Here is a 15923-nt window from a genome sequence, read left to right on the forward strand (position 1 = left end):
TCCAAAAAAGGCCCGCTCATTATGACCACAACGTTTGAAACAAACCATACGCGGCAGTTAGAGCTTTCTCCCTAAGCGCCGGGCGGTTTCTGGCTAAGCCGCGCCGCGCCGAACCCAGCGCCCACGCGGCTTTTCGGACCTTCGGGTATATACCAACGCGACTATTGGATACTCCAGCATGGCACGGCTTGCACGTCTCTATGTCCCTGACCAGCCGCAGCACGTCATCCTCCGTGGACTCGATCAGCAGCCCGCATTTGTCGACGACCAGGACTACGAGCTTTTCATCGACTGCTTAAAAGCGGCTTCACGCGACCATCACTTGTCCATCCACGCGTATGCGTTGATGCCGGGCTCAGTCCAACTGCTCGTCACGCCCACTGAGGAGTCGAGCCTGCCGAAGGCAATGCAGGCGGTGGGGCGCCGCTACGTTGCGCACTTCAACCGGCGTTATGCGCGTCGCGGCACACTGTGGGAGGGCCGCTACCGTGCCACGGTAATCGAAGGGGAGCGGTATTTCCTGCTGGCGAGCCGCGTTGTCGAGATGTCGCCGGTGCGCGCCGGGCTTGTGAGCGCGCCCGAGGACTACCGCTGGTCGAGCTACCGCCATCACATCGGCCTCACGCTCGACAGCCTGATTACCGACCATCCGTTGTACTGGTCGCTCGGCAATACGCCGTTCGAACGACAGCGCGCCTACCGGGAGTTGTGCGAGCAACCGCTCGACGAACGCGAAGCCAGTCAGCTTCAGCAGGCCACTCTGAAAGGCTGGGTTCTGGGCAGCGATACCTACCGTGAATGGGCGGCGCGGGCCGCCAACCGGCGCGTTTCGCCGCTGCCGCGCGGGCGGCCGCGCAAGGTCCGCGAAACGCCGCAGACGCAATAAAGCGTTCCATATCAAAGGGCTGCACCCGAAACGGCATCTTCGCATGCCGTTTTCTTCTGCACCTTTTTGATATGGCACCAATAAAAAATAGTCGCAATGCACCAACTTGATAATTGGGGTTCGAACATCACGTTTTATTTGCTATTCCGTTGATTCGTCGCGTATATTCCGAATTCCGGTACTTTTTGGCACGCGTAGCATTCAAGCGTACTGAGTCGCCGACGCGGTTGCGGTGCGCACTGCGGCAATAGAAAAACGGTTTTAACGGCCTGTCCGGCCCCTCACAGACGGTGTCCCCATGAACGACCACCAGCAACCGACTCACCCGGTTCCCGCCGCGCAAGGTCTGTACGACCCGCAAAACGAACATGACGCCTGCGGCGTCGGCTTCGTCGCTCACATCAAGGGCAAGAAAAGCCACGAGATCATCGAGCAGGGCCTGAAGATTCTCGAGAACCTCGACCACCGGGGCGCCGTCGGCGCCGATCCGCTGATGGGCGACGGCGCGGGCATCCTGATCCAGATTCCGGACGGTTTCTATCGTGAGGAAATGGCCAAGCAGGGCGTCGTGCTGCCGCCGAACGGCGAGTACGGCGTGGGCATGGTCTTCCTGCCGAAGGAACATGCATCGCGTCTCGCCTGCGAACAGGAGCTGGAACGCACGGTGAAGGCCGAAGGCCAGGTCGTGCTGGGCTGGCGCGACGTGCCGGTCGACCACACCATGCCGATTTCGCCCACCGTCAAGGCGAGCGAGCCGCTGATCCGCCAGATCTTCATCGGCCGCGGCAAGGACATCATGGTGACCGATGCGCTCGAGCGGAAGCTGTACGTGATCCGCAAGACCGCGAGCCACCGCATCCAGGCGCTCAAGCTCAAGCACGGCAAGGAATACTTCGTGCCGTCGTGCTCGGCGCGCACGGTCGTCTATAAGGGTCTGCTGCTGGCGGGCCAGGTTGGCGTGTACTACCGCGACCTGCAAGACGAGCGCACGGTGTCGGCGCTGGCGCTCGTGCACCAACGCTTCTCGACCAACACGTTCCCGGCGTGGGAACTGGCTCACCCGTACCGCATGATCGCCCACAACGGCGAAATCAACACGGTGAAGGGCAACGTCAACTGGCTGAACGCCCGTACCGGCGCGATCGCGTCGCACGTGCTCGGCGACGATCTGCCCAAGCTGTGGCCGCTGATCTACCCGGGCCAATCCGACACAGCATCGTTCGACAACTGTCTCGAACTGCTGGTGATGGCCGGCTACCCGCTCGTCCACGCCGTGATGATGATGATCCCGGAAGCGTGGGAACAGCACACGCTGATGGACGACAACCGCCGCGCGTTCTACGAATACCACGCCGCGATGATGGAGCCGTGGGACGGCCCCGCCGCGATCGCCTTCACCGACGGCCGTCAGATCGGCGCCACGCTCGACCGTAACGGCCTGCGTCCGGCGCGCTACATCGTTACCGACGACGACTTGGTCATCATGGCGTCGGAAGCCGGCACGCTGCCGATTCCTGAATCGAAGATCGTCAAGAAGTGGCGTCTGCAGCCGGGCAAGATGTTCCTGATCGACATGGAACACGGCCGCATCATTGACGACAAGGAACTGAAGGACAACCTCGCCAACGCCAAGCCGTACAAGAGCTGGATCGACGCCGTGCGCATCAAGCTCGACGAAATCGAGCCGAAGGCCGAAGACGTCGTCACGGAACGCCGCGAAGCCGCTGCTTTGCTGGATCGCCAGCAGGCGTTCGGCTACACGCAGGAAGACCTCAAGTTCTTGATGGCGCCGATGGCGCAAGCCGGTGAAGAAGCCGTCGGTTCGATGGGCAACGACTCGCCGCTGGCTGTCATGTCCAACAAGAACAAGACGCTCTATCACTACTTCAAGCAGTTGTTCGCGCAAGTCACGAACCCGCCGATCGACCCGATCCGTGAAAACATGGTGATGTCGCTGGTGTCGTTCGTCGGTCCGAAGCCGAACCTGCTGGACACGAACAACATCAACCCGCCGATGCGTCTCGAAGTGTCGCAGCCGGTGCTCGACTTCAAGGACATCGCCAAGATCCGCGCGATCGATCAGTACACGGGCGGCAAGTTCAGCTCGTACGAACTGAACATCTGCTATCCGGTGGCCTGGGGCAAGGAAGGTATCGAAGCGCGTCTGGCTTCGCTGTGCGCGGAAGCTGTCGATGCGGTCAAGTCCGGCTACAACATGCTGATCGTGTCGGACCGCAAGACCGACCGCGACAACGTCGCGATTCCGGCGCTGCTGGCTACAGCCGCGATCCACACGCACCTCGTCCAGCACGGTCTGCGCACGAGCGCGGGTCTCGTCGTGGAAACCGGCTCGGCGCGTGAGACGCACCACTTCGCGTTGCTCGCGGGCTACGGCGCGGAAGCCGTGCACCCGTACCTCGCGATGGAAACGCTCAGCCAGCTCGCGGCCGGCCTGAAGGGTGACCTGTCGGCGGAAAAGGCGGTCTACAACTTCACGAAGGCGGTCGGCAAGGGCCTGCAGAAGGTCATGTCGAAGATGGGCATTTCGACCTACATGTCGTACACCGGCGCGCAGATTTTCGAAGCTGTGGGTCTGGCTGAAGGCCTTGTGTCGAAGTACTTCAACGGCACCTCGTCGAAGGTCGGCGGCATTGGCCTCTTCGACGTCGCGGAAGAAGCGATCCGTCTGCATCGCGACGCGTTCGGCGACAACCCGGTGCTCGCGAACATGCTCGACGCGGGTGGCGAGTACGCCTATCGCGTGCGCGGCGAAGAACACATGTGGACGCCGGATGCGATCGCCAAGCTCCAACACTCGGCGCGCAGCAACTCGTACCAGACATACAAGGAATACGCGCATCTGATCAACGATCAGACCAAGCGTCACATGACGTTCCGCGGTCTGTTCGAATTCAAGTTCGATCCGACCAAGGCGATCCCGCTCGACGAAGTGGAATCGGCGAAGGACATCGTCAAGCGTTTCGCCACCGGCGCCATGTCGCTGGGCTCGATCTCGACCGAAGCCCACGCCACGCTGGCTGTCGCGATGAACCGCATCGGCGGTAAGTCGAACACCGGCGAAGGCGGCGAGGACGTGAACCGTTATCGCAACGAACTGCGCGGCATTCCGATCAAGAACGGCGACACCATGAAGTCCGTGATCGGCGATGAAGTGATCGTCGACATTCCGCTGAAGGACGGCGATTCGCTGCGCTCGAAGATCAAGCAGGTGGCGTCGGGCCGTTTCGGCGTGACGGCGGAATACCTCGCGTCGGCCGATCAGATCCAGATCAAGATGGCGCAAGGCGCGAAGCCGGGCGAAGGCGGTCAGTTGCCGGGCCACAAGGTGTCGGAATACATCGGCAAGCTGCGTTACTCGGTGCCGGGCGTCGGCCTGATTTCGCCGCCGCCGCACCACGACATCTACTCGATCGAAGATCTGGCGCAACTGATTCACGACCTGAAGAACGCCAACTCGGCGGCCAGCGTGTCGGTAAAGCTGGTGTCGGAGTCGGGCGTCGGTACGGTTGCCGCCGGTGTCGCCAAGGCGAAGGCCGATCACGTCGTGATCGCCGGCCATGACGGCGGTACGGGTGCATCGCCGCTGTCGTCGGTGAAGCATGCCGGTACACCGTGGGAACTGGGTCTGGCGGAAACGCAGCAGACGCTGGTGCTGAACCAGCTGCGCGGCCGTATCCGCGTGCAGGCCGACGGTCAGATGAAGACCGGCCGCGACGTCGTGATCGGCGCGCTGCTCGGCGCGGACGAATTCGGTTTCGCGACGGCGCCGCTCGTCGTCGAAGGCTGCATCATGATGCGCAAGTGCCACCTGAACACCTGCCCGGTCGGCGTCGCGACGCAAGATCCGGTGCTGCGTGCGAAGTTCCAGGGCCAGCCGGAACACGTCGTCAACTTCTTCTTCTTCGTTGCGGAAGAAGCGCGCGAAATCATGGCGCAACTGGGCATCCGCAAGTTCGAGGACCTGATCGGTCACGCCGAGCTGCTCGATATGAAGAAGGGCGTCGAACACTGGAAGGCGAAGGGTCTCGACTTCTCGCGCGTGTTCTATCAGCCGCAGGTGTCGGCAGACGTGGCACGCAAGCACGTCGACGTGCAGGACCACGGTCTCGACCGCGCACTGGATCACGTGCTGATCGAGAAGGCCAAGGCCGCCATCGAGAAGGGCGAGCACGTCTCGTTCATCCAGCCGGTGCGCAACGTGAACCGAACGGTCGGCGCGATGCTGTCCGGCACGATCGCGAAGAAGTACGGCCACGACGGCTTGCCTGACGACACGATTCACATCCAGTTGAAGGGCACCGCAGGCCAGAGTTTCGGCGCGTTCCTCGCGAGAGGCGTGACGCTGGATCTGGTCGGCGACGGTAACGACTACGTCGGTAAGGGCCTTTCGGGCGGCCGCATCATCATCCGTCCGACTAACGATTTCCGCGGCAAGTCCGAAGAAAACATCATCTGTGGCAACACGGTGATGTACGGCGCGATCGAAGGCGAAGCGTTCTTCCGCGGCGTCGCCGGCGAGCGTTTCTGCGTGCGTAACTCCGGTGCGACTGCGGTCGTCGAAGGCACGGGCGACCACGGTTGCGAATACATGACGGGCGGCACTGTGATCGTGCTCGGCGAAACGGGCCGTAACTTCGCGGCCGGTATGTCGGGCGGTATCGCTTACGTGTACGACCCGGACAGCACGTTCGCGGGCAAGTGCAACAAGTCGATGGTGGCGCTCGATCCGGTTCTGCAACAGGCTGAACAGGAACGCACGGTCGACAAGGGCTTGTGGCACAGCGGCGCAACCGACGAAGCCCTGCTCAAGGGTCTCATCGAACGTCACTTCCAGTTCACGGGTTCGCCGCGTGCGAAAGCGTTGCTGGAAAACTGGGATGCGTCGCGCCGTCAGTTCGTGAAGGTGTTCCCGACCGAATACAAGCGCGCACTGGGCGAAATGGCAGCGAAGAAGGCGAACAAGGAAGTCCTCGCCGCTTAACTGACCCGCCCGCGGCTCGACCCGCAGACGTCACACTTAGCCGTACCCGCCGCGCTCGACGATTCGATTGTTCGACGCGGCGGGTGTAGATCACCTCACCTGATACAGATAGAGAAGAGAACCACATGGGCAAGGCAACCGGTTTTCTCGAGTATGAGCGCCGCCACGAGGCGTACGAAGCTCCGCTCACGCGTGTGAAGCACTACAAGGAATTCGTCGCGGCACTGACCGACGACGAAGCCAAGATTCAAGGCGCACGTTGCATGGACTGCGGCATTCCGTTCTGCAACAACGGCTGCCCGGTGAACAACATCATCCCGGACTTCAACGACCTGGTGTTCCATCAGGACTGGAAGAACGCGATCGAAGTGCTGCACTCGACGAACAACTTCCCCGAGTTCACGGGCCGCATCTGCCCGGCGCCGTGCGAAGCGGCATGTACGCTCGGCATCAACGACGACCCGGTGGGCATCAAGTCGATCGAACACGCGATCATCGACAAAGCGTGGGCCGAAGGTTGGGTCGCGCCGCTGCCGCCGAAGCACAAGACGGGCAAGAAGGTCGCCGTGGTTGGATCAGGCCCCGCCGGTTTGGCCGTCGCGCAGCAACTCGCGCGCGCGGGGCACGATGTCACTGTGTTCGAAAAGAACGACCGGATCGGCGGCTTGCTGCGTTACGGCATTCCTGACTTCAAGCTGGAGAAGTGGCTGATCGACCGCCGCATGCGTCAGATGGAAGCCGAAGGCGTGACGTTCTGCGCCAACGTGTTCGTCGGCCGTGCGGATTCGCTGCCGGAACACATCGGCAACACCGCGAAGGAAACCATCACGCCGGCCGAGCTGAAAGAACAGTTCGACGCGGTCGTGATCGCCGGCGGTTCGGAAACGCCGCGCGATCTGCCGGTGCCGGGCCGCGAGCTGGAAGGCATCCATTACGCGATGGAATTCCTGCCGCAGCAGAACAAGGTCAATGCCGGCGACAAGGTCGCGAACCAGTTGCTCGCCAAGGGCAAGCATGTGGTCGTGATCGGCGGCGGCGATACGGGTTCGGACTGCGTCGGTACGTCGAACCGTCATGGCGCGAAGAGCGTCACGCAATTCGAACTGCTGCCGCAACCGCCGGAAGAAGAAAACAAGCAGCTCGTGTGGCCGTACTGGCCGATCAAGCTGCGCACGTCGTCGTCGCATGACGAGGGCTGCTCGCGCGATTGGGCGGTTGCTACCAAGCGCCTCGAAGGCAAGAACGGCAAGGTCGAGAAGCTGATCGCGGCGCGCGTCGAATGGAAGGACGGCAAGATGCAGGAAGTGCCGAACTCGGAATTCGAAATGAAGGCCGATCTGGTGCTGCTGGCCATGGGCTTCACGCAACCGGTGTCGCCGGTGCTCGAAGCGTTCGGCGTCGACAAGGACAACCGTGGCAACGTGCGCGCGTCGACTGAAGGCGACAAGGCGTATTACACGTCAGTGGACAAGGTCTTCACCGCGGGCGATATGCGTCGTGGCCAGTCGCTCGTAGTGTGGGCGATTCGCGAAGGCCGTCAGTGCGCACGCTCGGTCGATGCGTTCCTGATGGGTCATTCGGAACTGCCGCGCTAACGTCTCCAGCTGGTTTTCGCTCTTCAACGCGGAAACCGGCCACTGCTTGCAGGAAGAGGTGGAGACGACAAAGCCGTAAAAACAAAGCCGGGCACCTGAGAGGGTGACCCGGCTTTTTAATTGCTACTTCCGATAGCGCGCCAACGTCAGCCCTTCCAGATCGATCTCCGGCGTGCGCTGCGTAATCAAATCCGCGACCACCCGGCCCGAGCCCATCGACATTGCCCAGCCCGTCGAGCCGTGCCCGAGATTCAGCCACAGATTCTCCACACCGGACGGGCCGAGTAGCGGCGCGCCATCGGGCGTCATCGGCCGGCGGCCCACCCAGAAATGCGCAGAGGTCGGATTGGCCGCATGCGGAAACCAGTCCCTGAGCACTTTCATCAGCGTCTGCAAGGCCTGCTCGCGCAAGGTCGTCTGGCGATTGCCGAGCTCCGCGGTGCCGGCCACGCGCAGGTTGTTGCCGAAGCGCGTGATCGCCGTCTTCAGCGACTCGTCCATCAGTGCGGCATGCGGGGCCTTTTCATCGTCGGTGACCGGCAGCGTCGCCGAGTAGCCTTTGACCGGGTAGAGCGGCACCTTCACTCCGAGCGGCGCGAGCAGCGCTGCACTGTCGACGCCCAGCGCCACCACTACCGCATCCGCTTGCAACGTCTCGCTGCCGCGTTCGCTGTTGACATGCACCGCGCGAACCGTACCGCCTCGCACATCGAGCGAGCTCACCCGTGTATCGAAGCAAAAGCGCACGCCGTTGCGCTCACAGATCGCGCGCAATTCGCGGGTGAAGCGGGCGCAATCGCCGGCTTCGTCGTCGGGGAGGTAGAGACCCGAGAGCGGTGTTTGACGCGCCCAGCGCAAACCCGGCTCGATCTCGACGCACTGCGCCGCGCTGACCTCGCGGTGCGCGATGCCCGCATCGCGCAGGACCGTCAACGCCGGTTGCGCGAGTTCGACGTCGTACTCGCTGCGGAACAATTGCAGATAGCCCTGGCTGCGGCCATAGTCGAACGGATGTCGGCCACGGAATTCGTGCAGGCACTCGCGGCTGTAATAAGCGATGCGTTGCATGCGCTGCTTGTTGACGCGAAAACGTTCGAGGTCGCATTCACGCAGCCAGCGCGCGATCCAACGCCATTGAGCCGGATCCATGGTGGGGCGGAAAATCAGCGGTGAGGCCGGCTCGAACAGATACTTGAGAATCTTTGCCGGCATGCCGGGCGCGGCCCACGGCGTCACATAGCCTGGCGCGATCACGCCGGCGTTGCCGAAGCTGGTGGAGAGCGCGACGTCCGGCTCGCGCTCGATCACGGTGACGTCGCAGCCTTGCTGGCGCAGATAAAACGCGGTGGCGACACCAATGACGCCGCCGCCCAGAACAATCGTTTTCATGGTTGTGTACAGCGATTTTCAGGCGATGGGGCTGGTCGCACCAAGCACTTTACCCTTGGTCTCCGGCAGACACACCGCGGCGACGATCACCAGCAGATAGCCCGAACCGGCGACGATTCCCATCGCCTTAACAAGCGTCATGGTTTGCGACAGTGTACCCACCAGGATCGGAAAGAACGAGCCGAGACCGCGGCCCAGGTTGTAGCAGAAGCCTTGTCCCGAGCCGCGGATCGCATTCGGATAGAGTTCCGACAAATATGCGCCGACGCCCGCGAAAATCCCCTGCACGACGATGCCGAGCGGAAAGCCGAGCGCGAGCATCATGCCGTCGGTGATCGGCAGCATCGTGTAGACCATGCCGAGCACGAACGAGCCGATTGCGAACAGGACGAACGACGCGCGCCGGCCGATCTTGTCGCACAGAACCGCTCCGACCATATAGCCGGTGAACGAGCCGACGATCAGCACGATCAGATAGCCGCTGGTGTTGAAGACCGACAGATGCCGCACGGTCTTCAGATAGGTCGGCAGCCAGGTGGTGATCGCGTAATAGCCGCCGAGCATGCCGGTGCACAGCACGCTGCCTAGCAGGGTGGTTTTGAGGTGCGGGAAGGAGAAGATCTGCAGGAAATGCGAGGTATCGAAGCCGCTTTCGCGAGCGCGGCGCGTTTCGAGAAAGATTTCTGGATCGCTGACATTGCGGCGAATGTAGAAGATCCACAGCGCGGGCAGCAGGCCGATCCAGAAGCAGGCGCGCCAGGCGACCTGTTCCGGCAGCAGCGCGAAGAACGCCCAATAGATGATGGCCGCCGCGGCCCAACCGAACGACCAACTGCTCTGCACGGTGCCGACGGCTTTCGCGCGATGCTGAGGTGAACGGATGGTTTCGGCCATCATGATCGTCACGACCGACCATTCGCCGCCGAAGCCGATGCCTTGCAGCGTTCGGGTGGTGAGAAGTTGCCAGAACGAATGGGTGAAACCTGACAGGCAGGTGAAAATCGCGAAGGTGGCGATGGTCCACTGGAGGACACGGACGCGTCCGTAACGGTCGGCCAGAATGCCGGCGAGCCAGCCGCCGATCGCCGACGAAATCAGCGAACTGGTCGCGATCATGCCGGCTTCGCTTTTGGTCATGCCCCACGTCGCGATCAGCGTCGGGATAAGGAATGAATAGATCATGAAGTCGAACGCGTCGACTGCGTAGCCGCCGAAGCCAGCGTAGAGGGTGCGGCGTTCGCGCTGGGTCAGTTCGGTGAACCATTGGAGAGAGGGCATGTTTTTTTGTAGTCTCCAGGCGGTTTTTGCCTTCCGGCGGCTTGATCGTGGGTTTTTTGTATTCTAAGGGGATGGGGTGTTGTGCGGCCAGTTGTGGTCAAAAATGGCGGCGGCATAAGAAACTCCATTCCGGTTCCTTACGAACTACTACCATGTAACCCAAAAATTATTTTCCGCCGTTAAACTGCGCCGGCAGCACTCGAGCTGCGAAAGTCCTCCTCACGCCCGCGCTCGTCACCCTTAATGCACGCAACCGCAAAAACCTGCTCGCCATCCCGCCACTCCGCGAGCACGCCTTTGCGGGCTTATCAGTCGCGCCGCACATTCCTGAAATCGTCGGCAAGCGTGTTGCTGCTCTCCGGCATGAGCAGTTCACTGCTGTCGGCTTGCGGGGGCGGAAATCTGGACGCCGATCAGCCGGAAACGCCACGCCTCACCTCGGTGAGTAACTTCCGCGATGTGGCAGGCGCGGCCGCCGGCTATCCCACGGTTGACGGCAAGCAGATGCGCCGCGGCGCCTTTTATCGCGCGAACGCGCTGACCGTTAGCGCCGCCGACACGGCCGCGCTCGACAAACTGGGCATCGCTTCCGTCTACGATCTGCGCACGCCCGGCGAAACCGCGCGTACCGCGGATATCCTGCCCGCCGGTGCGACATCGCAAGCGCTCGACGTGCTGGGTGTCAGCGACTTCGTCGCCCCAACGTTCGACACGGCAGGCGCCGCCGTCGCGTTCATGGAAGCCCAGGCGCGCGCCTATGTCACCGGCGCCGCCCAGCGCGTCGGCTACGGCGAGCTCCTCACGCGACTCGCCAATGGCGCGGGCGCGCAACTGTTTCATTCCAATGCGGGTAAAGATCGCGCCGGCTGGGTCGCGGCTCTCCTGCTCAGCATTGCCAACGTGCCGCTCGACGTCATCATGCAGGACTATCTGCTGAGCAACGTCTATCTGGCTCAGTCGATTGCGGCGCAGACCGCGACGGTACGCGCGCAGGACGGCGACGCGGTCGCCACGATCGAGTCGCCCTTGTTCACTGTCCAGGACAATTATCTGCAGGCGGGGTTCGATCAGGTGCAGGCGAGCTACGGCACGATGGCGAGCTATCTGACACAAGGCCTGGGCCTGTCTCAAGCGACGATCGACACGTTGCACGACCGCCTCGTCGTCTGACTCGCGCTCGCTGCGCCTAGTGTTGCGCGGACTACGCCGGCAGGTATAGACGAAAAAAAGTCCGCCCCAAATAAGCGGGCGGACAGAGAAGGGCGGCATCGAGGTTGCCGGGGGCGACTATAAGGCCGCAACCATCACAAAAGCCCATCCAGTAAGGGCGTGTAAGCGCCCGTGCTCAACGCCGCTTCACCCTTCTCGATCATCCTTACGCATGTGCCGTTCCAACCGGCAATTCGATCCGTACTTCCAGCCCGCCTTGCGCGTGATTGCGCACATGGCAGCGTCCGCCGCGATCGTGCGCGAGCCGCGCGACAATCGCGAGACCCAGGCCGCAATGACCTTCGCCGCCGCGTGCCGCGTCGAGCCGTACGAACGGTTTCATCGCCGCGGCGATGCGGTCGTCGGGAATGCCTGGGCCGTGGTCGCGCACGCTGATTACCCAATGCCGTTCATCGCGCGCCGTGGCGATATCCACCGGCGGTGAGCCGTGCTCGAGCGCGTTGTCGACAAGGTTCGTGACCAGCCGGTCGAGCAAGGTGCGCGGCAGCGTGAACGACGAACCGGCGCGCAGATCGAGCGTGAAGAGCGGCGTCTCGGTGCTGTCGCTGGCGGAAAACTGTTCCTGCAGGAATTCGTCGACTTCGACCGGCGGCCCTGCGTCGGCGGACTGGCCCGCAAACTCCAGAAACTGCTGGACGATGTTGGTCAGCGAGTCGACGTCGCGGATCAGGCCGGCGCGCTCGTTTTCCGCGACCAGTACGCTCGCACGCAACTTGAGCCGCGTGAGCGGCGCTTTCAGATCGTGCGCGACGCCGGCCAGCATCACCGCCTGGTCGTCTCCGGCTTCGTTCAGGCGCCGCATCATGTCGTTGAAGGAGCCGATCAGATCGCGCAGTTCGCGCGGGCCCTGCACGGTCACGGGTTCCGGCCGGCCGCCTGAACCGAACGCGCGGGCGGCATCGGCCACGCGCGACAGCGGCCGTTGCATCTGCCAGACCGCGAACAGCGACAGAATCAGCGCGGCCAGCAGCATCGAGATGGATTCGACCACGAAGCGCGGGCGCGGCGGCACGTCCACCGGCACGACAACCCAGTTCGATTTGCCGGGGAACAGCACCCATAGCTGCGGCGGGCGCAGGTCGTCGACGGCGATTTGCGTGCCGGGCGGCAGGTTCTCGCGCAAGTGCCGGCTCAGTTCGACCAGTGGACGCTGATCCGGCGTGCGCAGATGGACGCTCGACGGCATGTTCCAGGTGGGCACGAGGTGCACGCGCATGGCGGGCGCGAGCGCGGCGCCCTTCATCGGCTCGCCGTTGATGGCCTGCAGCACGAGCAGAATGCCGCGCGCGAAGCCGTCGATTTCGTGGCGCGGCGGCTGCATCACCACCAGCACGAACCACCCGGCCTGAATCGCGAACAACACCGCTGCCGACAGTAACGCCATTCTGCCGAACAGCGTGTTCAGCGGGTTTCTCATGCGCTTGAGGCAGCCTCGTCGGCGAACGGCGTGCCGTCGGCGTCGGGCACGAATACGTAGCCTTTGCCGCGCACCGTCTGCACATAGCAGGGATTGGACGGGTCGTCTTCGATCACGCGGCGCAGGCGCCAGATCGGCACGTCGAGACTTCGATCGCGGAAGGCGAGATTGTCGCGATGCACGAGATCGTGGATCAGCACGCGCGACAGCACCTTGTACGGATTGTTGACGAAAATCTTTAGCAGGGCGAACTCGCTGTCGCGCAGCGGCAGCTTCGAGTCGTCGCGTGACAGCGAGCGGGTGGCGAAGTCGAGTTCGAACGGCCCGAAGCGATACGGCTTGCGGGCTTCCGGCGCGCTCGTGGTGGACGGCCCGCGGCGGCGCAGCACCGTATGGATGCGCGCAAGCAGTTCGCGTGGGTCGAACGGCTTGGTCAGGTAGTCGTCCGCACCGAGCGAAAGCCCGACGATGCGGTCGGCCACCGTACCGCGCGCCGTCACGAAGATCACCGGAATGTCGTCGCCGGCGGCACGCAGCGCAGTGAGCGCACGTAAGCCGTCGGTGTTCGGCATCATGATGTCGAGCACGACGACCGACGGCCGTTCACGTTCGAGCCGGCGTTGCAAATGGGTGCCGTCGTGCAGCACTGACGCGTCGAAGCCGTTCGTCTGCAGAAACTTGCAAAGCAGATCGCGCACAACCGGGTCGTCGTCGACGATAAGGACCTGTGGATTCATGGCGAAATTCTAGACTGGCACGCGCGGCGCGCGACCGACTGTTTTCTTACCAATGCTTACCCAAACTCGCGCCGTGCCCGCCGGTCCGGGCGTGAGGCCCGCCGACAAAGGCTCACGGCATATTTCACGGCCGCCACATCTGGCAACGCATCTGTAATGCGTTGGCCCATTTGCCCATGCGCCGCGCGGCGTGGAAGTCATTTTGCACCGCTGGAATTCCTCCGGGGAAAGAATCTGCGCGCAATTGCTACTGACGGCAAGGGGTCGCAACGGGTCGTAAGAACCGCGGAAAAGCGCGCGTTCCTTCGCGCATCGCCACCGCGTGCGCGGCGAGATGATTCGTCGTGCAGTACGTTGCGCCGCATGTCGAAAACAGCCTAACGCCTTGGGCCCACGGCAGGCAGCGTGAAATCGAAACCTAGCGCCACGCGAGGCTCATCATGACCGTTCATAGCAATCTCAGCTCAACCCGCTTTTCTTCGCTCGCGCCCACGCCGCCAGCGGAAAAACCCGCGGCCCCAAACAACTCGCTGGCCACGCCGCAAGCACGGGAGTCCGCCAGCGAGGCGCTCCCGTCGCTGCCGTCGGGGCTGGTCGGGCATCACGTCAACACGACTGCCTGACGCACCGAGGCCCGTGTGTCGACCTCGAGCATTCCTGACTGTTTCATCCGTGTCGCTGCGTGGTTGACGCTCGGCGCGGCGCTGCTGCCACTCGGCGGCTGCGCCGTCGCCGCGCTTCCGTGCCGGCTGACAGCGGCCACGCTGAAAATCGTCCCGGTCGTCGGCCATGCCGCGGCCACCCCGTTCGACATGTGTTCATCTGCCATCGACTGAATCATGAGACTCAAACGGATTGCCTGCGCGCTGGCGCTGCTGGGCGGCGCGCTCTCGATGCTCGCTGAGGCGCAGCCCGTCGCGCGCGAAGCGAATGCGGCCAGCGCCGCGTCGAAGGCTGCTTCCGCTGACGCACGCCGGCGCTCGCAGGACACGCCGTTCGCCTTTCGCGGCATTGCGCTCGGCATCACGCTCGACGAGTTCCGCGCGGGTTCGACCGTGCGCGCTACGCCGATTGGCAGCGTGCCCGTCTGCGAGACGGACGTGCAGGCGGGCGCGCTCGGCATGCGTCTGAAATCGCGCGAGAGTCTGACGGTGGCCTGCCGCTGGGCGCATCGCGCGGACGACGGTTGGGCGGTGTCGCAAGCCGTCGTCGACGGCGCGCCGGCACTGGAGCATGTGCTGCGCTTTGCGCGTGTCGACGGCCAGAGCGCGCTGCGTCTGTACGAGATTTCCTTCGTGATCGACGAGATCACCGCCGAAGACTTGCGCGACGCGCTCGCGGACCGCTATGGCACGCCGCGTCTGGTGACGCAAAGCGTGTCGTCGTCGGGCGCGATGCCGGTCTACGTGTGGGAAAACGCGGTGAGTTCGATCACGTTGTGCTTTCTGCCGGGCACCCGCAACGGCACGCTCACCTATCTGCTGAAAGGCTCGGACGCATGGGTGAAATCGGTCGTGCGGCAATGGCAGGCGAGCGGCGCCGAGGCGGGGTGATGTGCCGCCTCACCTGTCGCGCTGGTTGCGGGCGCATGCGTGGCTCAGATTGCATCGTTGAACAAAGCATCGGCACCACGACTGCAAAGTCCGTTTTTTACCCGGCCGATCCGGCCAAGGAGCATGCATGACTGCGCTACGTCTCACTGTCGCGCTAGGCGCGGCGGCCTGCCTCGCGGCTTGCGGGAGCGGCCAACAGCCGTCAATCGTCGAAACGCCGATGTCGCCGCCGCTCGCGTCGGCGCCGCTGAACGTCAACACGCAGGGCGCGATCTATCAGGCCGGCGCGCCCTTGCTGCTCTACGAAACACCGCGTGCGCAGCATATCGGCGATGTGCTGACGATCCGCTTGTCGGAATCGTACAGCGGCAACAATAGCGCGACCGCTGCCGCGAGCCGTTCGAGCAGCATCACCGCGACTGCAGCCGATCAGTCGACCAACGCAGCCGCGCGGCTCGCGAGGCTGTTCAACATCGGCTCGGCCAGTACTGACTACAAGGGGCAGGGCAGTCTCGCCGACGTCAGCGGCATGACCGGCACGTTGGCCGTGACCGTGATCGGGACGATGTCGACCGGCAATCTGGTGGTGTCGGGCGAGAAGGTGATCGCGATGAGCGGCAACCGCGACCGCTTGCGCCTGTCGGGCATCGTCAATCCGAAGGATATCGAAGCAGGCAACTATGTGGCGTCGAGCAAGGTCGCGAATGCGCGCATCGAGCAGGCCGGCGTGGGGATGGTGTCCGACTCCACCACGATGGGCTGGCTGCAGAGAATGTTTCTGAGCGTGCTGACGTTCTAGCGTCGATGCGGTGTGCGCGCGAGATGCGAGACACGCC

At 63.3% G+C, this 15923-nt stretch carries 12 protein-coding genes; 8 read left to right on the top strand and 4 right to left on the bottom strand.

Going from position 1 to position 15923, the window contains the following annotated elements; all coding sequences use genetic code 11:
• Positions 1–178: 178 nt before the first annotated feature.
• The 3 genes from M0D64_RS23940 (at position 179) to M0D64_RS23950 (ending at position 7483) form a co-directional block, all read left to right on the top strand.
• On the top strand, positions 179–886 hold the full coding sequence (locus M0D64_RS23940; RefSeq protein ID WP_054036587.1) for a transposase: 708 nt from the start codon (positions 179–181) through the stop codon (positions 884–886).
• Between the two features lie 298 nt (positions 887–1184).
• Positions 1185–5888 (top strand): glutamate synthase-related protein, encoded by a 4704-nt coding sequence (locus M0D64_RS23945; protein WP_266259512.1) that lies wholly within the window; start codon positions 1185–1187, stop codon positions 5886–5888.
• Between the two features lie 125 nt (positions 5889–6013).
• Positions 6014–7483 carry a glutamate synthase subunit beta gene (locus tag M0D64_RS23950; protein WP_266259513.1) on the top strand — a complete coding sequence of 490 codons (1470 nt, stop codon included), beginning with the start codon at positions 6014–6016 and terminating at the stop codon, positions 7481–7483.
• Positions 7484–7606: 123 nt separating this feature from the next.
• Here the strand turns inward: M0D64_RS23950 and M0D64_RS23955 are convergent, their stop codons facing one another.
• Both M0D64_RS23955 and M0D64_RS23960 read right to left on the bottom strand, forming a co-directional pair.
• Positions 7607–8872 carry a D-amino acid dehydrogenase gene (locus M0D64_RS23955; protein WP_266259514.1) on the bottom strand — a complete coding sequence of 422 codons (1266 nt, stop codon included), beginning with the start codon at positions 8870–8872 and terminating at the stop codon, positions 7607–7609.
• Between the two features lie 18 nt (positions 8873–8890).
• On the bottom strand, positions 8891–10150 hold the full coding sequence (locus M0D64_RS23960; protein WP_266239761.1) for an MFS transporter: 1260 nt from the start codon (positions 10148–10150) through the stop codon (positions 8891–8893).
• Positions 10151–10393: 243 nt separating this feature from the next.
• Between M0D64_RS23960 and M0D64_RS23965 the strand changes: the two genes are divergently transcribed.
• Positions 10394–11320, top strand: a complete 927-nt coding sequence (locus tag M0D64_RS23965) for a tyrosine-protein phosphatase (RefSeq protein WP_266259515.1) — start codon at positions 10394–10396, stop codon at positions 11318–11320.
• Between the two features lie 205 nt (positions 11321–11525).
• On the opposite strand, the gene M0D64_RS23970 is transcribed toward M0D64_RS23965, so the two are convergent.
• The gene (locus M0D64_RS23970; RefSeq protein ID WP_154560954.1) at positions 11526–12797 is read right to left on the bottom strand and encodes an ATP-binding protein; all 1272 of its coding nucleotides are present in this window, start codon (positions 12795–12797) and stop codon (positions 11526–11528) included.
• Positions 12794–13534, bottom strand: a complete 741-nt coding sequence (locus M0D64_RS23975) for a response regulator (RefSeq protein WP_115781190.1) — start codon at positions 13532–13534, stop codon at positions 12794–12796. The genes M0D64_RS23970 and M0D64_RS23975 overlap by 4 nt, the downstream gene beginning before the upstream one ends.
• Positions 13535–13974: 440 nt before the next feature.
• On the opposite strand from M0D64_RS23975, the gene M0D64_RS23980 reads away from it, so the two are divergent.
• From M0D64_RS23980 to M0D64_RS23995, 4 genes are all read left to right on the top strand, one after another.
• Positions 13975–14157, top strand: a complete 183-nt coding sequence (locus M0D64_RS23980; RefSeq protein ID WP_154560956.1) for a hypothetical protein — start codon at positions 13975–13977, stop codon at positions 14155–14157.
• Positions 14158–14202: 45 nt separating this feature from the next.
• Positions 14203–14370, top strand: coding sequence for a DUF6726 family protein (locus M0D64_RS23985; RefSeq protein WP_323135781.1), 168 nt, complete (start codon positions 14203–14205; stop codon positions 14368–14370).
• 3 nt (positions 14371–14373) lie between these two features.
• Positions 14374–15087: a hypothetical protein gene (locus tag M0D64_RS23990; protein ID WP_154560960.1), complete on the top strand. Its 714-nt coding sequence runs from the start codon at positions 14374–14376 to the stop codon at positions 15085–15087.
• A gap of 127 nt (positions 15088–15214) precedes the next feature.
• Complete coding sequence (locus M0D64_RS23995; RefSeq protein WP_266259517.1) at positions 15215–15886, top strand: flagellar basal body L-ring protein FlgH; 672 nt, start codon at positions 15215–15217, stop codon at positions 15884–15886.
• Positions 15887–15923 lie beyond the last annotated feature (37 nt).

The organism is Paraburkholderia sp. WS6 (assembly GCF_030464835.1).
In the GTDB taxonomy this organism is placed as follows: Bacteria; Pseudomonadota; Gammaproteobacteria; order Burkholderiales; family Burkholderiaceae; genus Paraburkholderia; species Paraburkholderia madseniana.